Source organism: Cellulophaga sp. BC115SP (assembly GCF_009905545.1).
Lineage (GTDB): Bacteria > Bacteroidota > Bacteroidia > Cytophagales > Spirosomataceae > Flectobacillus > Flectobacillus rivi.
Genome location: NZ_JAAALB010000065.1, coordinates 1 through 25113, shown reverse-complemented (window position 1 = coordinate 25113; position 25113 = coordinate 1). Strand labels below are relative to the sequence as shown.

Below are 25113 nucleotides of genomic sequence, written 5' to 3'. Positions count from 1 at the left end.
ATTATAAAATTCTATTATTTCTCATTTAGCTTTCATCAAAAAATATTTTTTTTTGAATTCATAGAAACTTTTCTGCCTAATTCCTATGACTTATTATTGAAAATGCTTAATAAAATTTTATATTAATACTAGACTTTATCACGGTTTATTTATTGTAGGATAAGAGCGTAATCTGCATTAATTTTCTAAGGATATATAAATGCCTTCAATTTCGCTAATTTACGGTTTTTACTTATTAAAATAGACTGAGTTGTCTGCAAACATTATCATTAATTAAACCTACTTGTTACAAACTGTGATAAAGTCTAGTATATAAAACTAGTTTTACTCATAATACTTATAGGTTATTAGGTATTGTTTAAATAATAGGTTTTAGAAAGTTTAACTATTTTAATGGTTTTACACGAAGATATGACGAGATACTAACACACTAAAAGAAATCATAAGCAGTTAAAATCGAAAATAACCTCAAAAGGATAATAAATATTAGTAATATAGAAGTAAACTCTTTGAGCATTATCATTCCAACTTTTAAAATATTTAAATTTTAACTTAATTGCATATCATTACCTTTCTAAACAAAATTTAAAATTTCAATCATTATATATCCGTAGGATATTCTATTGACCAACTTACATTTCTTCTAATAGTTCTCAACGGATTTCCTACAGAAATGCTATTATTTTCAACATCTTTTGTCACAACGGAACCCATTCCTATAATCGCTCCATCAAAAACCGTTACCCCTTTTAGTATAGTGACTCCACTACCAATCCAAACATCATTTCCTATAGAAATTGGCCTTTCAGGATTAACCCAAACACGATTTTTGTCATAAATTGAATGGGTATCACTAGCCCATATTTCTATTTTATCCGACAATAAGCATCTATTTCCTATTGTAACAGAGTTACCTACACCAACATTAATTATTCGAACTCCACCAAAAGTTGTAAACTCTCCAATTTCAACCTTACAATTACTCCCTCTAATTATAATATTAGAAGATCTCAACTTCACATTGGTACTTATAGAAATAACGTTATTCTTCCCATGAACAACAATATTGCTATCTCTTAGTTCGCATCCTTTGAAAATCAAACGATTTCCTAAACCATATATTGATACTCTGGACTTGTATACTAAACTAGTATTAAAATTACATTCATTATTCAAAGGGATTTTAACCCAAGATAAAAAGAAATTACTTTTTTCGGTTTTCAACGAAAAATTAAAAACCTTAATCAGCAGCGAATTAATTAAAGATATCATACCTATAATATATTATCACCAATAACATGCACCTTCTACAAAATTTGCAGTAATAGGTTTTTCAATATCCATTGGGCGTACCCAATATTCATTTATTAAGCTTGTATAACTACCCTCTGGTATTCCCCACTCCTTAACCCCATAATTGGGATCCTCCCATCTTTTCCCTTTGATACCAAAAAGTAGCTGTAATGCCCCTCCAAGATGAATAGCTTTTTTGCCTATCCGTTTCACATATGCAGCTAGAGGAAATCCATATGCACCCGCACCGATCAAGCATATATCAAAATCAGATTCATCAATTTGTTTTTTCATACTATCCAAAGCCTCAAACCAATCAATATAGGAAGAGCTTTCTTGTCCTAAAGTCTGAACTGCTTTTATAACACTTAATGATCCGAATTCTGGTAAAACATCACTATTTTGAAAGAGTAGATGTCTTTTGGAATATTGAGCTTTGATGGATTGATCGAATGGATGAATAACCAATATTTTTTTCCCTTTAAGTATCTTTGTCCACGGATTTTGTGACCAAAATGGCTCAAGCAATCTAAGATGGACATACTCTGCATTCACATAATTTTCGAAATATTTCTCCTCACTTAGCCAGCTCCCCAAAATATCTAATTGCCCCATATCCTCTACCATCATTTCACAAAATCTTTCAACATGATCAACATTTGCAGGAAAAAAGCCACTCCATTTATTCATTTGATAAATCAAGTTATTATTCCACCACCACTGTAAACTTTGACCTCTAACATAATTTAACAAGTTTCTTTCTGCTTTTCTAACTCCTAAATAATTAACAGTGGTAGATAGCTCTGTACTTCCAAACCGGCCAACCATGCAAGGCTCGCTACTAGACAACAACTGGGTAATAAGATCGGAAACACTATCTGCATCAAGCAGGCAATCTGGTTTTCCAACTGGAGCCCCCCAAAGTTTTGAATAGACTCTACGAAATGATTTTAGAATGAAAATAGATAATTGATTCATAGGGTTACAAAAATATTTCATTTGATCTAACTATACCATCCTCCTCAACTAAAAGCCAATTATTATTTTCTGGATAACCATGCCAAAATGATTTAGGACTAATTTTTAACCCATTTGAGATTAAAGCGGGCTTATAAGAAAAAGAACTCTTACTTGTAATTAAGATATTGGCTTTCACTAAATGTAAAAATGTATTTATTGGATCCATTTCTAAACAGAACTCCACATTTGCAAACCGATTAAACTCTTTCAATTCATCGATGGAACCTTGAGAAAAAATAAAAATCCTAATTGGTTTTTCACTCTTTATTTTGGGGATTAGAGAACTAAGAACATTTACAAAATAATCATTTTCTTGCCAACGCATTGTCAAATTATCATTTTTTTTAACTTTCTTTTGTACAATATCACCCCGACGAATATGAACAGCAATATTAATATCCGTTTTCTTGAAAATCAGAGAATCATTATCACGTGCTTTTGCATTAAAAAATTTAAATTTAAGTGCTTGACTAACATTAAATTGATTATATAAAAACTGATCATACTCACATACAAAAATGATTTTTTCGCCTTTGTAAGAGGCTATTATTCTGCTTATTATATTTACCTCATTAATGTTGTTTTCATCAAATAAAGGAAGTAAAACCGTTTTATATCCTTGTTTCAGAAGAGGACTTATTCGTATCTCAGATTCTCCAAGCCCAAGAAAAAACTCCCATTCCTCCGAGGCAAAAGGTATATGAACGAACTCTAGATTAAAATAACTGCACCACCAATAGCCAGCTATCCAATTAGCTAATTGGTGTCCAATACCTGCCCCAGGATTAGGTCTTGCTGTAAAATAAAGCTTAGAAGCTTTTGTGTCTATTCGATTAGATTTTCTAAATTTAGAGTTCCAATAGGATCTGTATATATAATGATACATGCCAGTTGTTCTACTCATTTGAATTATATAGTTCCACAACTTCCTATTTATTTTATCAAAAATTACTTTTACAGTACTCATTTTAATTTTAGCATTAACTTGATAATATCTATTACCTCTCTAATTTCTACAGGAACACGTTTAATTTTAGATAAAAGCCTTTCTGATGTTGTCATTCTTCTTGGGTAAAAGAAACCTCTCATCTCATAATCAATTATAATCTGATGTTTCTCGAAAAGAGGTACAACTTCCAAAAGCCACTTTCCACCTACTACTCCAGTAAATAAATATGGAATTATCTCGTAATTTCCAAGCTTCACCCAGTTCCTATCCACTGAATAAATACCATGATTTAAAATACCTGCTCGCTTTGACCCCCACCATTCAAAATTCCAACCTGACTCAAAATCTCTAATGTATTGAAGCAATACATCTCTTCTCCATAGTGCAGCCTGACAGGATATTCTATCTTGATGGTATTTAGGAACTAATTGTAAATTTTCGAAAGGGGATGAATAAAGGCCTGGAGAGCCTTGGTCGGTAAGATGGATACAGTCTATTTCATTATTACTTGTTATTAAATCTACATATTTTTCAATTATGTCATTTTTAACATAATCTTTTAAAAAGTAATCTTCTTGCAAATATAATACGACATCACTTTCTATATTTTCCAAAGCCCATCTTAAGCACTGTCCCCATTTAGCATGAGAATTATTAAGTTCTGGTCTACTTGAAGCTACTTTAAGTGAAGTAATATCCAAATTATCAAAGGCAAACTCTTTCTTCTCTGTATTTAAATATATTTTACCTTTACAATCTGGCCAGTACTTTTGAAAAAGCGTAAAAAAAGGGTTCCAACAATCTTCGAACTTATCACAAGTATTTATTAGAATTGAGTAGTTTATCATTGTATAGTTTTAGTTTTTGTTGTATTCCCAAAATTATTCGACTTACATTATTTATTATTAGAAACTCCAATTTGGCTAAGAAATAAACTCTTAATTTATCAAAAAACATAAAGATAACAAAAGCTATAATAACCTCAAGAATGATATACCAAATAGTAATCTCCGAACCTTTTAAAGATCCTAAATTAACAGTCCATTTGTCAATTGAAAGTCTAGCACCATCCAATAAATATACAGCTACAACTGAGGAAGAAAAATAATTTATTATTCTACTGTGGTAAGATTTCCGATTAGAAAATATCAAAAATAATATCAAAGCATTAACTAAAATAAAAGGACTACAATCCATAGAATAAATTACAATATTTTTTTTCAGAAAATAAGATGCAACATTATTGAGAACATTCATTGTAACAATATTTCCTGTAAATATTAATATCAATCGTTTAATATTTTTTACTTCAATTGAATATTTTTGAATATATCGACCTACAATGTATAAAAACAAGAAATAGGATAGACATTTGCCTCCACCATATAGTACCGTATAGTAAGGGTTATTAAATATTGTAGGTATGAATGAAAAGAGTACAGTTAGTACTATTAACAAATTTCTGAAAGTTTTTCTATCAAGACAACTACAGAAAATATCTATGTATTCAGAAATTAAAAATACAATTAAATAACACGTAATAAACCAGTTTTTATAAAGTGGAACGATAAATAAATTTTCTAAAATAAGTTTATATGATAGTGGATGATTATAAAAAAAGGAGTTAGTTAGATAAACTATTAAACTGTAGAAGGATGTTAAATATACCAAATATAGAAAACGATCTAATTTAAATTTAATTCCAAAATAGCCAGAAATCAGGATGAAGCAAGTTACCCCAACATTACCAAAACTAGATATAACCCTTGTAACTATTGCATTAATTGAAAATATATCTTCGCTTTTAGAAAGAGCTGCTGTATGTAACATTAAAATTAGAAATATACTAATTATCCTTAGTATTTCCAAATTTGAGTCTCGTATCTTCATATTTATGAGCTATTATTTAGTTTCACCAACTCTAGGATACCCTTTAAAACGCCAAAAAATTTTTGATAGGTATATATATATTTTCGATAAGTAAGAAAAATAACTTAAAGGGTAAAGATATTTTTCAAACATTGGAATATCATTTAAATAATCTTTAGATAGATTTTGGAGAAAATAATCTATTGAATCAAAATCATTAACATTTAAATAAGAAAGAATTCTTTGCCTAAAATCATATTTCTTAAAAATTTGGTAATCATGATGTATCCATGTTTTCCCCTGCGAAAAACTATCAACTAAATTGTAGTAATTAACTACATGTCTTTTCAAGGCTTTACGATGAGCCATATCCATTCCAGTTATCTGTCCTTTAACATTTACATTTCGAACAGACAATGGTAATCCTATATAAACAACCTTATCAATCATAGCTAGTCTATTAAAACAAGCCCAATCCTCACAACACGCCATACCTGGTGGAAAAATATCCCCATTAGAATCAACTAAAAATATTTTCTTTTTGGATACAACCGTTGCACTAGTATGTGACATTGTGTGTGGGTTTTCCCAATAATTAACCTCTGTTACCTTTTCTCTATATCTTTCAACAGTATCATCTTTCTCAAGATTACTCTCCAAATCTTTGTGAATGCTTGACGTCCCCCACATTGAGGCTTCAGGAAATTTAGTGATCGCATTAATAATTGCAGTTAAAAATTGTGGTTTCCACTCATCATCTGCATCCAAAAATGCAATATAATTGTAAGAGCTCTCCTTAACTCCTCGATTTCTAGCTACACTAACACCTTGGTTTTCCTGTTGTATTATTTTAAATCTATTATCGCTAATCAATGATTTTATTATGTCAATACCATTGTCGGTTGAACCATCATCAACAATAATGACTTCAAAATCTTTGTAATCTTGTGATATTATCGACATAATTGTTCTTTGCACTGTATGTGCCTTATTATATAGAGGTATTACAATAGAAATCATAATTAGTAATTTAAAAGTTTTTTAGTAAATGAAATTACTAGTAATCGTTCATTTTTTGTACAGCCCATTAAGAATGAAAGTGAAACAAACAAAATACTTGAGAACATAAAAAAATATAATACTCCAAGTAATGAACTTATTACAAACAATTTACTGTATAAAAGTAAAAAAAGAATCTTCAATACTAATACAGGATAAATACGAGCAGAAACAACATTGGTATACTCTCTCCAACCAAATGCACAATAACGTCTTGCATAATGCATCGCAAACAGATATACAACAATATTACCTAATAGTATTGAAACTAAAAACATCGAGTATGCAGGGAAACCGTGAGTAAACAATAATATTATAACAGGAAGTTGTATCAAGTTCGAAATTGTACTTGCTTTAGAAAATTCTTTAATTCTTCCATTCGCTGAAATAGCAGTAACAACCAAATTGAATTGAAATTCAATAAATGTTTTAATTAGCTGAAAACGAACAAACAGAATACTCCAAGAAGGAACATTCTTAAGCCACAATTGTAATATAATAGGTGTTTGAAAAAAAACTGGTACTGCGAGCAATATGAACAATAAAGTTGCAAATTTAGAACCTATTAATGTAGAATCTCTTAATAACTTAACATTATTAGCACCTGCACTCTTTCCTAAAACAGGATTTAGAGCCCTTAACATATTCGAAGATAAAACTTGTAACTGACCACTTGTTTGATTTGCTATTCCTTGAGCAGCATTTAAAGTTGAACCAAAAAAGTGATTCAAAACTATATTCTGACCATATGCTGAAGTGATAGATGAAAAAGTACTTGCAAAATTCCAACCTGCAAATTTTAGCATTTCGATAACTATTTCCTTTTCCTTAATATAACCAAAATTCACTTTACATTCATCATACTTTAATCTACAGTAAATGCGCATTAATGAAATGTTAAATAATGGTATCGCAGACATTAGAATTCCATAGAGTATCAATCTATCACCATTAAAATGGCTAATAAAAAGTGCAGTCAATAACTTAAGTATAGATTCTAATACTCCTACAAAGGAATAAAAAAGCATATTTTCATGTGAGTTAAGAAGTGCTTCATAAGGAACTGTCATTACAGTTAGACTCGAACTAATTATTAAACAACCATATACAATTTGAGCTGCATATATACGTTCCGGTAACACATTTAATATTCCATTAAAAAAAAAAAATCCCGCAATAAATAATAATAAGCCTATCAAAATCCCCAATATGGTATGAAGGGTAAAACTAATAGTAAATATCTTTCTTTTTTTCTCAAGATCTCCTTTTCCTTCACTGTAAGACATAAATCTTTGAGTAGCACTTGCTAATGAAGCATTTAAAAAACCTAGCATGGCAATAGCACCACCAACAATATTGAAAACGCCAAAATCAGAGTTGCCTAGCGCATTTAAAATTAATCTGGTCGAATAAAGAGATATAAACATTGTTATACCCATTTTAGCGTACAGAAAACCTGTGTTTTTTATAATTCGATGAGTTGCCAATTTTTAAATTATTTTACTAATAACTAGTATGAAATATATTTATTAGACGTTAAACCATCTAATGCAGTAATCAATCTAGAATTGACAAATTTTCATAACAGAGATGCAATTCAAAAACATAAGTGTTTTCAGTTGAATTAATCAGAGATGAAATATTAATGTCTAATTTCAAAAAGACCTGTATAAGAAGGCACACAACTTTATATAATAATTCGTAATTACTAAAATGTTAATATTTTTAATCTTAAATATTAACTACTACTACACGAATCTTAACTTATGTCTTTAAAAGTAAAATAAATATAGTAGTAGTTAAATGTAAGATTTTGTTAACAAATCAAACAAATATTTTGAAATTATAGCATATTTAAAATTTCACTTTACATCAGCGAACGAAATCAACAACTAGTTTTTTCATAAATAACAAAATATCCGACTTATCGACTTAGCTATCCTATCCCACCAAATGCTCCCACTGAGTCTTGTTATCCTTCTTGAAGATAGATAAATCAGAAGCAATCATTTCTTTTACTAAAGCTTCTAGATCATATTCTGGCTCCCAGCCTAATTGTGTTTTAGATTTTGTAGGATCACCAATCAATAATTCTACCTCCGTCGGTCTAAAATAAGCCGGATCTACTGATACTACCTCTTTTCCAACTTCTAATTGATATTCTGGATTATTGCAAGCTTTTACAAACGCTTTTTCGTCTACACCCTCACCTTTAAATTCTAGCTCAATTCCAGCTTCTGCAAATGCCATTTTTACAAAATCTCTTACCCTAGTAGTAATGCCAGTCGCAATCACATAATCTTCAGCAATTTCTTGTTGTAGAATAAGCCACATAGCTTTCACATAATCCTTAGCATGTCCCCAATCTCTTTGTGCATCCAGGTTTCCTAGATAAAGCTTATCTTGGAGACCCAAAGCAATCGCTGCAACAGCTCTAGTAATTTTGCGAGTCACGAAGGTTTCGCCACGTAATGGACTTTCGTGGTTAAACAAGATACCGTTACATGCATACATATTGTAAGCTTCACGGTAGTTTACTGTAATCCAATAACCATACAATTTTGCAACTGCATAGGGTGAGCGTGGGTAAAATGGCGTCGTTTCTTTTTGAGGAACCTCCTGCACCAAACCATATAATTCTGAGGTCGAAGCCTGATAAATTTTAGTTTTCTTCTCTAATCCCAATATTCTAACCGCTTCTAATATACGTAAAGTACCTATCGCATCCGCATTGGCTGTATATTCTGGCGTATCAAAACTCACTTTTACATGGCTCATAGCAGCCAAATTATAGATTTCGTCTGGTTGCGTTTCTTGCACTATGCGGATGATATTGGTACTATCCGTCATATCACCATAATGTAACTTAAAACGAACATTTTCACCATGTGGATCCTGATACAGATGATCTATACGGTCGGTATTAATCAAAGAAGAACGGCGTTTGATTCCATGAACCATATAGCCTTTTTCTAATAATAATTCTGCTAAATATGCACCATCTTGTCCATTTACACCAGTGATAAGAGCTGTCTTCATAATCTTTGTAATTAAATAATTTGAATATTTATATTTTGGTTAAAAAATCTTGATATGCAAGAGATACCCCTTCTTGTAAGCTAGTTCTATGCTTCCAACCGAGGGCATGTAGTTTGGAAACATCCATCAGCTTTCTTGGGGTACCATCAGGTTTTGTCGTATCAAATGCTAAATCGCCCTCAAAACCGATTATTTCTTTCACAAGTATGGCCAAATCTTTAATTGTTAGGTCCTCTCCAGTCCCAATATTTACGAGTTCTTTCTCGCTATAATTTTCCATTAAGAAACAACAAGCTTCAGCCAAATCATCTGCGTACAAGAACTCACGCATAGGCGAACCAGTTCCCCAGATATTTACAGAAGCTAAGCCTTGTTCTTTAGCTTCATGAAACTTACGAATCAGGGCTGGTAAAACATGAGAGTTTTGAGGGTGATAATTATCACCAATACCATATAAATTGGTTGGCATCACGCTAATAAAATCACACCCATACTGATCACGGTAAGCTTCACAGAGTTTAATCCCTGCAATCTTAGCAATAGCATAAGGCTCATTGGTTTGCTCTAATAGTCCTGTTAACAAATATTCTTCTTTTAAAGGTTGAGGAGCTAATTTTGGATAAATACACGAACTTCCCAAAAACATCAATTTGGTTACTTGATGTTGGTAAGCTGCATGAATAATATTAGCCTCAATCATCAGGTTTTCATAAATAAAATCGGCACGGTAGGTATTATTGGCTACAATTCCTCCTACTTTAGCCGCCGCCAAAAAAACATAATCAGGTTTTTCTGTAGCAAAAAAATGATTTACCTCAGACTGTATCCGTAAATCTAATTCAGATGATGTACGAGTAAGTATATTCGTATATCCTCGAGCTTCTAGATATCTTTTGATAGCCCCTCCCACCATACCACGGTGACCAGCAATATATATTTTACTTTGTAAATCCATATCCATTTTTAGCTTTTTTCTTCTGAATAATACCCTGTATAGCCATAACCTCCATATTTGCCATAGCCATAACCATATTCATAACTATTTTGATAATCGACTCCATTAAAAATAACATTCAATGACTTCATGGCTTTCATTTCCTTTAATTCATTTAATATTTTGAGGTTTGATTTGGGAGTATAACCATAACGAACCACATAAAATGCTGCATCTGCATATTTACCCATGATTACAGCATCCGTTACTAATCCTACTGGAGGCATATCTAAAATTACATAATCATAAACTGCTTGTAATTCTTCAATCATTTTATGCATCTGTTCATTTGAAATTAATTCCGCAGGATTGGGAGGTATAGGACCACAAGGTAATATATCAAGATTCTCATGCAAGGATGATTTCTTAATTAGTTTTGTTAAGTTATCCTGTCCAATTAAATAATTAGATATACCTTCAGAAACATGGATATCTAAATAACTTGCAATTCTAGGTTTACGTAAATCTAGCTCTAATAACACTACTTTCTTCCCCAATAGTGCTAGACTGTGTGATAAATTCAAGCTAATAAAACTCTTTCCTTCTCCCCCAATTGATGATGTCAATAATATAGTAGTCGCTTTATGAGCCTTATGTCCTGCAGCCACATACTGTAAATTCGTTCTTAATATTCTAAATTGCTCTGCCAAAAAACTATTCCCTTTTAGATTGACAATATTAGTTTGCAAGTCTTTTGGTTTTTTGGAAATTTCACCAAAAATCGGTAGTCCAGTTTTGCTCTGAATTAATTTTGATGATTCAATTTTATCATTTAATAAGTCTTTTAGGTATAAAATTACAGCTGGTATTGCCAAACCAATAATGATGGCAATTAAATAAAAATTCATTTTTTTCGGCTTAACAGGTCCCAATGAGCTGTAAGGTTCATCAATGACTCTACTATCAGTCACAGTTGAAGCATAAGAAATAGCTGTTTCTTCTTTCTTTTGCAAAAGCATTAAATAAAGACTTTCTTTAATTCCTTGTTGTCGTTTGATATTTACAAACTCTCTTTCTTTGCGAGGAATAGTTCTAATAGCACCCTCAATTTGGTTATTAAAGCCTTTTAATGAATTTCGAGTAACAACTAAACCTTGTTTTTGATTCTGTAAATATTCTCGTATTCCTTGCTTAGTATTCTTTATTTGAGCACTAACCGTGGCGTACAATGGATTATCCTCTTGTACAGATCGTGCATATTTATCTTTTTGGAGTTCTAGTTCATTTAATTTAGTTAACAAACTTACCAAAATTGGATCAGTAACCATTAAAGTAGCAGGGGCAACACCTGATTGACTACTCTTCAAATAATTCTCAACACCATCTAATACTTTTAGTTGAATATCTACTTCATTCAATTTAGAATCGTTATCCTTTACTTTTTCTAGAAACAAATTAGCTTCTGAACTTAAATCTGTAATACCTTGACTGCTTTTATAGGACTCCACATCATGTTCCACATCTCCCAACTCTTGTGTAATCAATTTTAAGCGTTCATCAATAAAGTGTAACGTATTAGTTGCCTCGTGGTTTTTATCCTTAAGAGTATTAAATGCATATGCATCCAATAGCTTTCCAAGTATTGCCTTGCCTTTATTCACGTTCGCCTCTTCTAAACTAATCCCCAAAACAGTACTTTTTAAATTAACTTGTGCAACCTCAATTGAATTTTGATACCTTTGAATAGTGTTACTTTTCGGCGAATAAACTAGTTTAATTCGCTTAAATGGATACTTCTTTGATAAAGAATCTATGAAAAAAACCCTAAAGTTTACTCCATTTACCTTAACTAATTCACTAAACTTAAAATTTCCTATCTTTGATTCAGTTGTTGAAAGTTCAAACTCTTTATAGTTTTTAACATCAATTATAAAAGTACCTGACTCAGAATTTAAGCTGTTGAAATGCGCCCAAATCGGAGAATTACCGAAAAGCTCACTATCCCTTAACAGTTTATTAGGACTAAAATAGCTAACACAAAGGTTTAGGTCATCTACAACTTTTTCTATAATAGCTCTGGATTTAAGAACTTCTACCTCATTCTCAACTAGTTTATTTCCTGAGAACATCTCTAATTCTTTCAGCGCATCATTTCCTGACATTCCTTTTTTTTCATCTTTAATTAAAATACTAGCACTTATTTTGTATAATGGAGTAGTATATCTCAAATAAAGGTAGGTAGATACACCAAGTACCAAAACTGATATTATAAACCAATACCAATTTTTTAGGTATTTGAATACAATTAGTTTTAACTCAATTAGGTCATCACCTTGTTCCTGATTATTTAACGAATCAAAATTTGTCATTAGCTTGCAATTATTTGAATAAAAAGTTCATTAGTAACAAGAAAGTGGATGCTACACCCGTTACAATTGGGATTAACTGTATAGTTCTATCTGAAGAGGTAATCTTACCCTGTGTTGCCTCTATATAAACAATATCATTGTTTTGGATATAATAGTAGGGACTCATCAAAAAGTCTCTTTTACGTAGGTCTATTCTAGCCATCTCTTTTTGACCATTGGCGGCTTGACGAACCACCATCACGTTATCCCTTCTACCATAAATTGTCATGTCTCCAGCAATGGCCAATACGTCAGGAATTGTTGTAGTATTATCATTTAAATTATATATTCCAGGTCTAGCAACTTCACCTAAGACCGTAAATTTATGATTTACGATTCTTACTGTAACTATAGGATCTTTCAAATACTGAGTAAGTTTACTCTTAATTGTTTCACCAGCTTTTGCCAGAGTAAGATTAGCAACATTAACTGCTCCGATAAGAGGCATTACCACAGTTCCCAAAGAATCAACCGCATAAGACAAAGGTTGGGTTCTGCTTGCGCCTCCTCCTGAAAGACTTGGAAAGTTTGAAGTAATAACAGGAGTAATGTTTGCTTGATTTAATAAAATGCTAGATTCTTCATTTAGACTTCCTACATTAATTGCAAGCAAATCAAATGGTTGTATTTTTTGAATGTAGGGTGCAGTACCTTGTATTTTTTCTAATCTTAAAGAATCATTGCCATCTTCACGTTGTAAATACGTAATAGATTTGGTATTCACACAAGAACTTAGCATTCCGATAACTACTAACATCACTAGTGAAATAGATAGCAGAGAGTTTTTTTGTTTCATTTTGTATTGCTTAAAATCCATAATTTAGACCAATATTAATAGTATTCAAATTTTTTGTATTATACAATTCTTTGAATTCAAAATATTTTTGAGTTACTGAGTAGTAGGACAATTTTACAAATAAATCATGGATAATTTCATAATTGAGTTCCATGGAAAAATCACCTCTTTCTTGAATAAAGCGACCATCTAGCAAATGTAAGCCTAGAGCACTTCTTTGTTGTTCTGGTGTACCCTTGTCCCCCTTCCTTACATAGCTGTAGGTAGTTTTAAAGTGAAGACCTCTTTTTATTCGCCAAAGAAACTCTAAATAAAGTTGATCAGCATTGCTTCCTATCCAATGTCCCAAGGCATATCGATCATTCATATAAGTTTGTGCATCAACATAACTTTCATAAACAAATGGTCTTATTCTCGTATATTCAATCACAAAAGATGTATTCTTAATTGGAAAATCAGCTACACTTATACCAGCAGTGTAAGCAGTGTGATTTTTGGTACTATCAGAGGAAAAAACATCTTTCATACGCATTTCGTCAATAAAAAACGTAAAGTACAAATGTGTTTTGGGAACGACATTTCTAGCACTTATTTGTGTAAATATTTGCGTGTTAGCTATGGAGTTATTCTTTAATCCACCATTATAATGATCTAGTGCGGTAAAAAATGCCAATGGTAAGAAATACGTAGGTTGTAACTTGTCATTGTAAATCACTGACTCTCCAATACTGTAAGCTATTTTTTTTGATGGCTTTAGTGTCAATATATGTGTTGCTAAATACTTATTTCTATAGCTATATTGTAAATACTGACTTCCTGGAATTGATGTTGAATAAAAACTAGTAGAATCTACTACATCAGAATTCAGCCAAGCATGTACAAATGAAAAGGATGCCCAACGAGTAGGCTTAATATCTAATCTGATATGAGGATAAGTGGGTGCTTTCTCAGACAAAATCAACTTTCCTCCCGATCCATATCCAAAAGACAATGGGGCTTTACTAAAAGAAAAACTACCCCATTTCCATGATCCGGTAATCTGGGTATTCATATAGTTGTAGGTAAAATCTTTTGTATAGCCAGGAATATATTTTTGAAATTGAAAACCCTGGTTCGGATTAAGTACCGTCTGTGGGTTTTCACTCATTCCTCCATAAGTCCCTCCTCTATAATCAAAGCTAAATCCCACATGTTTACCTATATAACCATATATCCAAGCACCATAAGATGATTTAGATTTAAAATTATTTCCATTTGCTTCATAGCCTATAATCGGTTGAGCATTTACAGAAAAGTTATCATCTTGATAAGCCAACCACCTAAATCGATCACCTATTTTTGAACTAAAAACACTCTTATACTCTCCTTCAAAACCTGATTTGGGATCTTTGCGCCACCATAATGTATATTCTTTTAAGTAAAAAGCTAATTCTTCTCTTTCTAAGGGAGTTAAGACTGTGATGTTTTTGGATAACTCATCAAGTTTTTGATAGATATAATCTTTTGATAACGGCAAGACCACATCATCCAACTCAATCACCCCTTTCTGAGCTAAACGACTTAAATATGGGTAAACGGTGTGGTAGGTAGGCTCATAAACCACTTGTGCAAGGGTATTCCATGTGAGGATTAAGCAAAACAAAATGCCTAGAGCTTTTTTGTACCACTGCATACGATTAATAGAGCTTTTTTATGTTAATGAATTTATGGATAGATTATATGTCTAATATTATATTACCCAAACGAACGTTTGTTAAGAAATTATCAAGTATTCGAAAGTAACTTTATAATACTTTTTGAGATTCAGGATTAAATATTGTTTTGAATAAATTTAATTTTGCAATTTGTGGAAAGGAGATATAATTTACCCTCAAAGATACCTTGCTTTTAGGGATTTATTAATTAATCTTAGTTCAAGAAGCCAATCACTTCGATTTTTCAGGTTGTATTGTGATTAAATATTATGCAATATTCTTGAAATAATTCAAAAAACCTAATTTTGCCTTGTTAACAATATTCTATTGAATAGCTGAGTATATTCAAAATAAAACACCATCAAATCAATAGATTACTAATGCTTTATTTTGTTTTTCTTGAATCAAATTTAAGAATACACTTTTAATTTTCAACTACACCTCCTACGCATATTTATTAAACGGCAACACATTACCTACAAAAGTCTAAATAGTATTGGTAAAGTACAAAAAGCAAATATTTTATGCTTATTTTCTTATACTATGCTATTACGCATTGACATTATCAACTAAAACAATTTTAATACCCAAGTTATTTGCAAGTACTTAAAATCGAAAAACATAAATGATTTATGGTCGTCCAACTCTTTGGCTTACTAAAAACTCTTTACTATTTATCAAACGAAAGTACACATAAAAAGTCATACCTTTGTTAGGTTATTGAGCAAATAACAGGATAAGTGATTCAACGGTAATGTAAAGAAATAGCCCGATTATCTGCTTTGTAAATGTTTGTTATTATTTTTGAACTCATTTTGGTCGTATAAACTCTTGCTTTACTTGAAGACTTTATCTTATATATATATGTTGCCTCGTACAAACAATATTTTCTGCCAGTGTATTCTGCTATTATTATTACTACCTAATATCTCTTGGACGCAGAATAAGTTTTTTGTACCACATAATACCCTCACTTTTGGTATTGGTACTAGTAGTTATTATGGCGATTTGTCAAGTTATAGCCGTCCTGTTCAATCAACCCTAGACGAAATTCGTTGGAATGTGGGTGGTTATTATACCCATTATTTTACCAGTCGTTGGGGAGCACGCGTAGGGCTTAGATATGTGCGTATCGCAGGTAATGATTTTAATATGCAGGGTGTTGATGGAAAACTAGATCGTTTTGCTCGCAATCTACATTTCAGAAATGACTTAAAGGAACTAAGTACTGTAGGAATTTATAATCTCAATCCAAGTCCACGCTACTACAACAAACGTCAAATTTTTAGTACTTATTTATTAGGAGGCCTTGCTGTTTTTTTACACGATCCAATGGCAAAGACGCCTACAGATGAGTGGGTCAAATTACGTCCCCTCAATACCGAAGGACAGGGATTACCAGGCTATGACAGTCCTTACAAGGCATGGTCCGCTGCTGGAGTAGCTGGGGCAGGAGTGCGCTTCAGACTCAATGAGCAGTGGGATCTGGGATTGGAAGGTTTATTACAATATACTTTTACTGATTATTTAGATGACATTAAAGGTAGCTACGCAAATCCTAATGATTTGGCAGTTTATGGAAGTTTGAGTGTCACCATGGCTAATCGTTCGAGAGAAGTAGTAGATGCCTATACAGGAAAAAATCGTACAGCAGGTGTCCGAGAGTATGTTCTAGACAAACAGCCTAATTTTGACCCTGCCCAAGATCCTTTCACCTCAGCTGCGATGCAAAGTTATGGTCGTACAGAACAATTAAGAGGAAGTTCTCAACTCAAAGACAGCTATATGACACTAAGTATTCATTTGATTTATCATCTTCCTAATGCTGTTAGATGTCCGAGGTATTGATTTAGTGATTTAGTGATTTAGTGATTTAGTGATTTAGTGATTTAGTGATTTAGTGATTTAGTGATTTAGTGGATAGTTTTGATTCTCATAGTAAGTTCCTGAATTCATTTCTTTTTACGGTTTTTTAGTTCTGATTATACAGAAGAAGAATTCATGGTGAAGCTGTTTAAACTTTAGTATAATTTCTTGCGTAAGCAATGAATTTATACTGTTTGAGCGAAGCGAGGTGGTACGCCACTCCGATTATAAATTCTTGATTTTTTTGCGGCCGCCGCTGCGGTTACTTTTTGTATCAAGGCGGGAACGCCTAGTTAAAAAGTAAGGCGAAGAATAAATCAATAAAACTGTTTTTTGAAAAGTTTAAACAGCTTCGGTGTCTTCTTCTGTATAATCAGAATAAAATCATATAAATTATCATCTATTTACTCTATTTTCAAATAGAAATCCTTCCTTTCTTTTTGTGCAGGATAGCACGATTTCCAATCTTTTTCTGTGATTCGACCTGTAATCCAACGATTATTAATTTTTACACGCCATTGACAATTGATTGGCTCTACACCGTAAGGTCTACAGGCAAAAATAGCAACTCTTCCTTCATTTGTATAGCCTATACGTAAAGGTAAGATATTTGGAGAGTCTTTAAAATCTATGCCTTTGTGCTTTTGCCACGTTTGTCCATTATTATAAGAAACTTCTGTATTCCATAGGGTAAAGTTAAGTATCGGTTTTAAGTCTAACAATGAGATATTTGAATTAGCAACTTTTATTTTGGCTCCCAAATAAGTCAAAGCGCCAATAGTTCCATTGTAGGCGTCTTGATTGAGACCATCTTTGGGTCTATCCCAAATGTTCCAATAATCTGCCCCAGAAAAAAATATCATCATTCCTTGCATGAATGCTAAATGACGAGGCAGAAAAGCGCCGAATCCTTGAGGATCGTAGCCTATATAATCATTAAATAGATAGCCTCCAGAGGTATTGGGAAATGGTGGATTTCTGTCTGCAATCACTTTGGCTTGAGAGCAATATTTTCTTTGATCTAGATGTGCCCGATAAGCGCCCGTCTCTACTAAATGAATTACCTTCGCCAGATTGTGTCCTGTGTTTGCTTGTGAACCAAAATGATTTAAGGTTCTTAATACTCTTCCTGACTTATCCTTCAAAACAAGGTTTTGATCGTAACCATCTTCTGCATGAAAAGAAATTTCTTCGGTTTCTACAATTCTTTTATTATCAGATACACGCCATCCTTTTATTAAACCTACATCACCAGCTTCAGTCCAAATTGGATTTTGTCGAATTCCTGAGTATTCAGATCTATCAATGGGATAACGCTCTTGCTGAAAGTTACCAAAACCAGGAAACGTATTGGAATACATCGCCAAAACATATCCCGTAATGGCATCTCCCATTCCTTTTAAAAAGGCCATGTATTTGTTTTTCGATTTATTATCTGGCCCGTTCGAAATATTCATTTCTGTGTCCATCGTTTGGAACATCACTTGAGCTTTGCCTCCTACAGCATCTCCCCTACCAAATGACCCATGATAATCTAGTCCAGCCTCGTATAGCTTTTGTTCAGACGCATTGAGAAAATATTGCTCACCTTCAGCAGAATTTCCTTTAGGTGGATACGCAAAAAAGCCACGTCGAGTGGGCTCTATCGTTGAAGTAAAATCCTCATACGAAATTTCTTTTCCTGTTGCATCTTTACAGGGTGCTTCATACTGAATATTGGGGTACCGCTCTTGACAAGGACGATATTCTGGATGAACCAAGCTCACATATATTCCTCTTGTACGATGGTCGATTCCTTTTTTCTGAAAAACATCAATGGGCTTATCGAAAACTACAGCAAAAGCTGGGGTAGACATCCCTCCCATTAATGAGTCTGGTGATAAGGTGATTTGTGTTGCAGGAAACTTTTCAGGAGAATAAGTGTCTGTTTGCGTCTCGACAGGAACATTTTCGAAGAAATTAGGATAACTATCATACACTAGCAGCGATTGCTGTGAAAGGCTTCTTTTATCATTGATGGGACGAAATTGAAAAGGTATTTCGCTTTTTCCACTACAATTTACGCCACTAAGTCTGGCAACATAATTTCCTTCGGGTAATGCACCCAAATAGGCTCCAACCGCCGAAGTTGTTGGTTTTACCTCGCCAGTCAAAAGTACTTTTCCCTCTTTCAGTACTTCCCATTTGACTTGATACGCTTCGCAGGCACCAAAGTAAATATTAACAAAATTAGAGTTAGAAACTTGTTGCACTTTTAGCACTTTAAAAAAAGGCTTTCCGTCACAAGAACAGGGTTGAATAGGTTCGTTTTGCTCAAGCTTACTTTCACGATTAGCACATGCCAAAGTAGCCAAAGCAATTAGGAAGATAAATTGTTTCATTGAGGAAGAATTAGGCACTTATGAGTGCTGAATTGTGAATGCTGAGTTTTGAGTATAATTTTATGATTAGTAATCAGTAATGTACGAAGGATTCCAAACTATTGCTGATTTGGGATTTCTGATTTCGGAAATAAAGTAAAAGACTTTTATTTTAAAAAAAATATAGCAATTTACACTTCCGAAATCTAACATCCGATATCCAAAATCTGAAATTATTGAAAATCCTTCGACCCCTTACGTCCGTACAACAATCTACTTTTTCAACTCCAAAGATACTTCAAAATTCATATATGAGTTTTTGCTGGCGCCAATTGGTCAGTGAAATTCTGACCAAGGATGCAGATTATGAGCACAATCCAATAACTGATATTCTATTAACTAATAATGTCTTCCTACTTGTAAAAGATACTATTTACCTCTTCGATAGGTAATCTCAAATCGTAGAGTAAAGCCTTGATTTTTTCGTTGCGGGCATACTCGTGATATTGTTCTATTTCAAAACCAAACAGTTGTTTGAATCGTAGAAAAAACAAAACAGGTGATAGTTTTGATTGAGCAATAATAGGTCTCAACTGATGTGGAGACATCGTTATGGTATTTCGTAAAAGCCCTTCTGCTCTGAGCAAACAATACATTTGCCAAAGATTAATCGCTTTCTGTTTCATTTTACGACTTCTCGCTGCATTAGCAAACAAATCGTCTAACATTTTTAAAGGCGATTGATAGGCATTGGGATAAAATACATCTATATGCGAAAGCTTAGCTTTTTCGTGAAAAGCAATTCTTTGTGGCCAATAATAGAAAAACGGCATTCTTGCTTGCACGATATTGCCAAATGGCCATTGATTTATCCAATGATCTAAAGAGTGAATATTTCGGATAGTCACCACCTTAAATTGTACAAAGGCATTTTGAGGTATCATGATGGAGAGATTCGTAAACGAACTCAAAAAAAGGACACCCTCTTTTCCTTCTGAATCAAGGGTAATATCGTGAAGACAATGGTGATTCATCCGAAGTTTCATCGGCGCAAGCGACTGAAAAAATATCATCGTAAATGCCCGATGGTTTACTCGATTGGGGTGGGTCAATACGACCGAATCTGAAGTGAAAAATTTCCCTTCCCACGATTCATATTGTGTATTTTGCTGCCCATAAGTAACCTGCCCAAACATGGTATTTGTTTGGAAGGGGAAAATATTTTCTCCAACCTTACCTTGACTTTTGTGCCTTAGCAAATGGAGTAATTCAGACAAATCTGTTAGAAATGGTACATCAAACCTAGTGATCATAGCTATTGAAATGTACTCGTTCCGAGTTTTTATAAAGAAGGACTACTTAGTGTTAGTGCTGATTTATGAGTGGCGAATTGTGAATGTAAATTTTGAATTATCAATATTTTACTTCGTTTCGCTTTTGGTAATCAACTATTGGCATTTGGCAAAAATGATTTCGCTATTGCTCTAGGAGTACATTTTAAAATTTTAGCCTACTGCATAAAGCTGAATACTATTTTCATGTGGTTAGTCATGAGCTGTTCATTTTGAACCTTCCACGTATTACTTAACGGTCATAGCATAAGAATAATTATTTTCTTCCTATCACTTTTGCTAAAATAAGCCCCCAATCAGAAATCAGAGGCTTTATCATCGGACTTGAAGGACGCTCCGCTCGCATGGTTCATTCCTTCCTATACTTATTGTACTTATATCTTGATGTACTTATCTTAAAATAAATTCTTGATAAGTTATTTTTGACAATCTAACTGCAAGATTCCATATCATTTCAATAAATCTTAGGACATTGAATCCCTGGAATGAAAATATACCGCAGTTTAATTGTAAATGTTGCATACGAATCATTCCCGTCGACTGTACCTCTTGGCGAATTAATGCTTGGATTTTGACTAATTGCAATACCTGTTGGATCGTTGACAAAGGTGTTCAATTTAGCTAACCTATCTCCTCCTGTAGAGGCAGCAATAGGTTCGGTTGTCCGTTGAGACATAGCAATACCGATACTTTTTGTAGGCTCGGTAAAACGACTATATACTACAAGTGGTTGCGCATAAAAGCCACTCACATCATCTATATAATCAAAGAACAACATTCTATAGTTGAGTTCTGCGATTAAATCTAAGTTTTTCGTAAGCTTTGTTTTTAAGCCTATACTAATGGGTATATTAATTCCCCAATTTTTATATTCTTTTATATCAGGATAATTAGGGCTTCCTTGTCCTTCTGTTGTCAGAGGCCTTAAATCGACCCATTCATTGCCCATCGATGTAGGTAATTTTGCCTGTGGGTTATGTAAAAAAGCTCCCACTCCTATACCAATAAATGGTTCGAAAGTAGCACGTTTTTGAGGTGTACTGGCAATGTTAAAGGGTGTCCACCTTCCTTGTAGCGTAACTTCTTTTACGTTATTTCTAAAATGTAAATTTCTTAGAAAATCTGATAGATTATTGGAGTAGTAATCATCAGCTCCTAGGGCAACCCATGAAAGGTTTATGCTAGCTTCTAATTGGCGCGTGATTTGTCGGCTTACTCCAACGGTAGCAGTCCAGCGTAAAGCATTTGCCGTAGAATTGACAAATTGATTCATAGGTGCCAAATCACCATAATAACTCGAAACGCCACCTCCAAACTCCACAGAGGTATATTTTCTGAAGGGTGGTCTATACTGCGTAAAGCTGGTATAGCTTAATAACAATAGCAAGATTAGGCTAATTGATTGCCTCATAGGTAGTAATTGAATCATGAATGAGTAATATAATATAGAGAATTACAAAGGTAAACGAATCTCCTACACAGATTAGTTTTCACTATTTCTGGTTTACTATGGTTTCGATGCGTTGAGATACAGTAAATGTTTTCGATAATTCTTACTTAAGTTATATTTACTCCTTTACCTACTTTAGACCTTGTTTAATTTTCAGATTTTGACATAAGAAAATTCTATTCTTAGTACTCGTGTAAAATATTGATCGTGAAAATCACACTTATCATTCAGTACTAATACTGTATATATCTTTAATTCTCTCGAATTGAAATTTCTAATTTGGGGCTTATTTCTTCTTGGCAAAATTCGCTTGAAAATCATTCCAAGAAACAGTTTTATAAGCATTGTCTCCAAAATAATGAAGTACCATCTCTATGTTTGGAGCCTCATAATACCCTTGGAGAAAGTTAAGCATTTTGAGCTGTTCATCTACAAATACTAATGTTGGAAATTTAATAGTTCCTTTTAGTAAATGTGTTGCCATCGGGTTCATTTTGTCTTTTGACTCGTAAGTATGACCTGCAAAGGTAACAGGGCTAGCATCAAAAGCATCTAATAAAACGGGGTAATAATTCTGGTTAATGTAAGTTGCAATGGCTGGAATTTTCAAAACTTTCTCTTCAAAATCATGACAGTAATGACAATCCTTTGAATATACTTTCCACAAAATCTTTTTAGGACTTTTGGTATAAAGTTTATCCATTTGTTCTACGATCAACCATTTTACTTGTGTTTTTTGTTGTGAAAAACCTTTGGTATTAATGACTAAAAGAAGAATCAATAAGAGATATGAGTTGATGCCTTTCATGTACAAGTTGGTATTGTTTGATAGCCTATCAGATTGTGTAGTTCTGAACCAGAATAAGCATTTTTGCAGAAGTTTTGATTTGTTAACTTTAAGTAAGGTATATTTTCAAAACTGAGCACTATTTGACTAGCTTCATCACTGTCATTGGCATACAAATTACTGGGGCACATTCGGCTACACATACTACATAAGGTAACGGAATAGGTTCGCACAAGTCACTTGTTGTTACGAGTTTAATATTACTACCTACTAACAAATTGGGCTTTGTTCCAATCCCACACGCTACATATACATTATATACATCGTTTGTTAAACCAGAGAATGTTGTTGAAGATTGAATAGATTGAATCACTCCTCTCCCATTGGTTAATACATATTGAGGATTTACTCCTGCTGAAATTGGTACTGTAATACTATTGGTAGTGGTATTACAATCACAAATTGACATATCTACCGCAGTACTTTTCCAACAGTGATCAACATTGTTCAAATTCAAACCTACCTCTACGACCGGGGCATTTGCTTGTGAATTGTCCCATGTAATAGCCACAGCTTTGTAACTTCCAACTGCTACATTATCAATGGTGGTGGCATTTAATGCCGATTTGTACTTAATAATATTTCCTCCATCAACCAGCACAATATAAGTTACAATATTTGTTCCTTGGCTCTGTCCTGTCAAGTTCAATGTGATTGTTCCTGGCTTAAAATTACAGCCTAAATTTTGTCCAAGTGAGACAGCACTTGTTACAGCCACAAATAAGATTATTTGTAAAGCTCTTAGTGTGACAAAATATTTCTGTATTAGATTTTTCATAAGATTATTTTTAGCAAATTTTCTAGCCAACTCAAAGTAAAGAAAAAAGGGGAAGTCTAAGCTTCCCCTTAGACTTTGTTTAGAATCCAAGCACCCCTGGATTAATATCTGTTGGACAGTTCACTGTTGTGGTTGTCTCATTAGAGGTTTTTGGGGTTCCTCCATTTGAGCTTACCACTGCTGTGTTCTTGAACACACCACTGAAGTTAGCCTTCACATTGATGCTCAAGCCTACACTTTGTCCTGCTGGAATCTGCGTTGAGCCATTGTTGGTACAAGTCACCACCTGACCTACTGCATTACAAGTAAAGCCACCTGTACTTGGTCCACTCACAAATTGTAAACCAATCGGTAAGTTATCTGTTACTGTTATTGTACCAGTCGTAGCTCCCGTTCCGCCATTGGCAATATTGAAACTATAAGCAAAGTTCGTGCCTACTGTAGCTACCACTGGAGCACTCTTCGTGATTGTTAAGTTTGCCTGCGGTAAAGCATTGATGGTCGTAGGTACTTCGTTCGATGGTTTTGGTGTCGTTACTGGATCTCCACCACCTGTTACATAAGCCGTGTTCTTCACTGGTAAGCCCGAAGCTGGTGCTGTCGTTGGATTTACCGTCAAGACTATCGTGCTACTACCATTCGCTGCTATCGAAGTTGTTGTTGTACAAGTCACCGCTTGACCCACTGCACTACAAGTCCAACCTGATCCACTGAAGGTCACATAACTCAACTCACTTGGTAAGTTATCCGTTACTGTTATCGTACCTGTACTTGCTGCTAATCCTGTGTTGTTTACCGTCAAAGTATAGTTGAAATTCGTACCTACCGTCGCTACACTTGGTCCAGTTTTCACTACCACTAAGTTTGGTGTTGGTGGGTTCGAAATCACTGTCGTTACACTATTGGATGTTTCAGTACTAATGTCTCCACCGCCTACTACACTACCTACGTTGGTATAAGTTCCTGCTTGCGTTGGTTTCACCGTCAAACTCATCGAGCTACTGCCACTCACTGCTATCACTCCACTATTTGTACAAGTCACCAATTGTCCTGAAGCACTACAGCTCCAACCATTGCCACCACCACTCACAAACTGTAAACCATTCGGTAGGTTATCTGTCACGGTAATTACTCCTGCAGTCGATGCCGTTCCTGAGTTATTCACTACCAAGGTATAATCATAGTTCGTATTAACAATACCTGTTACTGGACCTGACTTGCTAATCAACAAGTTTGGTTTAGGTGCTGGGGTAATATCTGTCGTTACTGGGTTCGATGGTTTTGGTGTCGTACTTGGATCTCCACCTCCGATCACACTTGCCGTATTCACCACTGATGATCCACTCGCTGCATCCAATGCCTTCACTGTTAAGGTTAAGACATTACTACCATTCACCGC

Annotated in this window: 18 protein-coding genes and 1 pseudogene; 1 reads left to right on the top strand and 18 read right to left on the bottom strand. The window is 33.7% G+C overall.

Going from position 1 to position 25113, the window contains the following annotated elements; translation table 11 throughout:
* Positions 1-639 precede the first annotated feature (639 nt).
* From GVN22_RS28500 to GVN22_RS24945, 12 genes and pseudogenes are all read right to left on the bottom strand, one after another.
* Positions 640-792, bottom strand: a pseudogene (locus GVN22_RS28500) (DapH/DapD/GlmU-related protein); the annotation flags it as partial.
* Positions 793-1287: 495 nt separating this feature from the next.
* On the bottom strand, positions 1288-2271 hold the full coding sequence (locus tag GVN22_RS24995; protein WP_166553735.1) for a hypothetical protein: 984 nt from the start codon (positions 2269-2271) through the stop codon (positions 1288-1290).
* A gap of 4 nt (positions 2272-2275) precedes the next feature.
* A complete protein-coding gene (locus GVN22_RS24990) occupies positions 2276-3280 on the bottom strand; it encodes a hypothetical protein (protein WP_240915767.1) in 1005 nt (334 codons plus the stop codon).
* Positions 3277-4110 (bottom strand): hypothetical protein, encoded by an 834-nt coding sequence (locus GVN22_RS24985; protein ID WP_205691033.1) that lies wholly within the window; start codon positions 4108-4110, stop codon positions 3277-3279. Before GVN22_RS24985 ends, GVN22_RS24990 begins: the two co-directional genes overlap by 4 nt.
* Complete coding sequence (locus tag GVN22_RS28495) at positions 4076-5152, bottom strand: acyltransferase family protein (RefSeq protein WP_166553734.1); 1077 nt, start codon at positions 5150-5152, stop codon at positions 4076-4078. The genes GVN22_RS24985 and GVN22_RS28495 overlap by 35 nt, the downstream gene beginning before the upstream one ends.
* Before the next feature lie 12 nt (positions 5153-5164).
* Complete coding sequence (locus GVN22_RS24975; protein ID WP_166553733.1) at positions 5165-6151, bottom strand: glycosyltransferase family A protein; 987 nt, start codon at positions 6149-6151, stop codon at positions 5165-5167.
* A 2-nt stretch (positions 6152-6153) separates the two neighbouring features.
* Positions 6154-7617 (bottom strand): MATE family efflux transporter, encoded by a 1464-nt coding sequence (locus GVN22_RS24970; protein ID WP_166553732.1) that lies wholly within the window; start codon positions 7615-7617, stop codon positions 6154-6156.
* Between the two features lie 514 nt (positions 7618-8131).
* Complete coding sequence (gene gmd / locus GVN22_RS24965; protein ID WP_166553731.1) at positions 8132-9229, bottom strand: GDP-mannose 4,6-dehydratase; 1098 nt, start codon at positions 9227-9229, stop codon at positions 8132-8134.
* A 28-nt stretch (positions 9230-9257) separates the two neighbouring features.
* Positions 9258-10184 carry a GDP-L-fucose synthase gene (locus GVN22_RS24960; RefSeq protein WP_166553730.1) on the bottom strand — a complete coding sequence of 309 codons (927 nt, stop codon included), beginning with the start codon at positions 10182-10184 and terminating at the stop codon, positions 9258-9260.
* Between the two features lie 8 nt (positions 10185-10192).
* Positions 10193-12532, bottom strand: a complete 2340-nt coding sequence (locus GVN22_RS24955) for a tyrosine-protein kinase (RefSeq protein WP_166553729.1) — start codon at positions 12530-12532, stop codon at positions 10193-10195.
* A gap of 10 nt (positions 12533-12542) precedes the next feature.
* On the bottom strand, positions 12543-13388 hold the full coding sequence (locus GVN22_RS24950) for a polysaccharide biosynthesis/export family protein (RefSeq protein WP_166553728.1): 846 nt from the start codon (positions 13386-13388) through the stop codon (positions 12543-12545).
* Positions 13378-15039 carry a capsule assembly Wzi family protein gene (locus tag GVN22_RS24945; RefSeq protein WP_166553727.1) on the bottom strand — a complete coding sequence of 554 codons (1662 nt, stop codon included), beginning with the start codon at positions 15037-15039 and terminating at the stop codon, positions 13378-13380. Before GVN22_RS24945 ends, GVN22_RS24950 begins: the two co-directional genes overlap by 11 nt.
* Before the next feature lie 886 nt (positions 15040-15925).
* Here GVN22_RS24945 and GVN22_RS24940 point away from each other — a divergent pair.
* The gene (locus tag GVN22_RS24940) at positions 15926-16909 is read left to right on the top strand and encodes an outer membrane beta-barrel protein (RefSeq protein WP_166553726.1); all 984 of its coding nucleotides are present in this window, start codon (positions 15926-15928) and stop codon (positions 16907-16909) included.
* A gap of 422 nt (positions 16910-17331) precedes the next feature.
* On the opposite strand, the gene GVN22_RS24935 is transcribed toward GVN22_RS24940, so the two are convergent.
* From GVN22_RS24935 to GVN22_RS24910, 6 genes are all read right to left on the bottom strand, one after another.
* Complete coding sequence (locus tag GVN22_RS24935) at positions 17332-19308, bottom strand: hypothetical protein (protein WP_166553725.1); 1977 nt, start codon at positions 19306-19308, stop codon at positions 17332-17334.
* A gap of 392 nt (positions 19309-19700) precedes the next feature.
* Positions 19701-20600 carry a hypothetical protein gene (locus GVN22_RS24930; protein WP_166553724.1) on the bottom strand — a complete coding sequence of 300 codons (900 nt, stop codon included), beginning with the start codon at positions 20598-20600 and terminating at the stop codon, positions 19701-19703.
* 493 nt (positions 20601-21093) lie between these two features.
* Positions 21094-22050, bottom strand: coding sequence for a hypothetical protein (locus tag GVN22_RS24925; protein ID WP_166553723.1), 957 nt, complete (start codon positions 22048-22050; stop codon positions 21094-21096).
* 325 nt (positions 22051-22375) lie between these two features.
* Positions 22376-22897: a thioredoxin fold domain-containing protein gene (locus tag GVN22_RS24920; RefSeq protein ID WP_166553722.1), complete on the bottom strand. Its 522-nt coding sequence runs from the start codon at positions 22895-22897 to the stop codon at positions 22376-22378.
* A gap of 118 nt (positions 22898-23015) precedes the next feature.
* Complete coding sequence (locus tag GVN22_RS24915) at positions 23016-23714, bottom strand: hypothetical protein (RefSeq protein WP_166553721.1); 699 nt, start codon at positions 23712-23714, stop codon at positions 23016-23018.
* 79 nt (positions 23715-23793) lie between these two features.
* Positions 23794-25113, bottom strand: a 1320-nt coding sequence (locus tag GVN22_RS24910) for a DUF11 domain-containing protein (RefSeq protein ID WP_166553720.1), incomplete at its 5' end; no start/stop codon positions are given.

What these genes read in the sequence shown, in the direction of transcription:
- GVN22_RS24995 (WP_166553735.1), bottom strand. Translation starts at nt 2,271, where the DNA reads ATGAATCAATTATCTATTTTCATTCTAAAATCATTTCGTAGAGTCTAT.
- GVN22_RS24990 (WP_240915767.1), bottom strand. Translation starts at nt 3,280, where the DNA reads ATGAGTACTGTAAAAGTAATTTTTGATAAAATAAATAGGAAGTTGTGG.
- GVN22_RS24985 (WP_205691033.1), bottom strand. Translation starts at nt 4,110, where the DNA reads ATGATAAACTACTCAATTCTAATAAATACTTGTGATAAGTTCGAAGAT.
- GVN22_RS28495 (WP_166553734.1), bottom strand. Translation starts at nt 5,152, where the DNA reads ATGAAGATACGAGACTCAAATTTGGAAATACTAAGGATAATTAGTATA.
- GVN22_RS24975 (WP_166553733.1), bottom strand. Translation starts at nt 6,151, where the DNA reads ATGATTTCTATTGTAATACCTCTATATAATAAGGCACATACAGTGCAA.
- GVN22_RS24970 (WP_166553732.1), bottom strand. Translation starts at nt 7,617, where the DNA reads ATGTTTATATCTCTTTATTCGACCAGATTAATTTTAAATGCGCTAGGC.
- gmd (WP_166553731.1), bottom strand. Translation starts at nt 9,229, where the DNA reads ATGAAGACAGCTCTTATCACTGGTGTAAATGGACAAGATGGTGCATAT.
- GVN22_RS24960 (WP_166553730.1), bottom strand. Translation starts at nt 10,184, where the DNA reads ATGGATTTACAAAGTAAAATATATATTGCTGGTCACCGTGGTATGGTG.
- GVN22_RS24955 (WP_166553729.1), bottom strand. Translation starts at nt 12,532, where the DNA reads ATGACAAATTTTGATTCGTTAAATAATCAGGAACAAGGTGATGACCTA.
- GVN22_RS24950 (WP_166553728.1), bottom strand. Translation starts at nt 13,388, where the DNA reads ATGGATTTTAAGCAATACAAAATGAAACAAAAAAACTCTCTGCTATCT.
- GVN22_RS24945 (WP_166553727.1), bottom strand. Translation starts at nt 15,039, where the DNA reads ATGCAGTGGTACAAAAAAGCTCTAGGCATTTTGTTTTGCTTAATCCTC.
- GVN22_RS24940 (WP_166553726.1), top strand. Translation starts at nt 15,926, where the DNA reads ATGTTGCCTCGTACAAACAATATTTTCTGCCAGTGTATTCTGCTATTA.
- GVN22_RS24935 (WP_166553725.1), bottom strand. Translation starts at nt 19,308, where the DNA reads ATGAAACAATTTATCTTCCTAATTGCTTTGGCTACTTTGGCATGTGCT.
- GVN22_RS24930 (WP_166553724.1), bottom strand. Translation starts at nt 20,600, where the DNA reads ATGATCACTAGGTTTGATGTACCATTTCTAACAGATTTGTCTGAATTA.
- GVN22_RS24925 (WP_166553723.1), bottom strand. Translation starts at nt 22,050, where the DNA reads ATGAGGCAATCAATTAGCCTAATCTTGCTATTGTTATTAAGCTATACC.
- GVN22_RS24920 (WP_166553722.1), bottom strand. Translation starts at nt 22,897, where the DNA reads ATGAAAGGCATCAACTCATATCTCTTATTGATTCTTCTTTTAGTCATT.
- GVN22_RS24915 (WP_166553721.1), bottom strand. Translation starts at nt 23,714, where the DNA reads ATGAAAAATCTAATACAGAAATATTTTGTCACACTAAGAGCTTTACAA.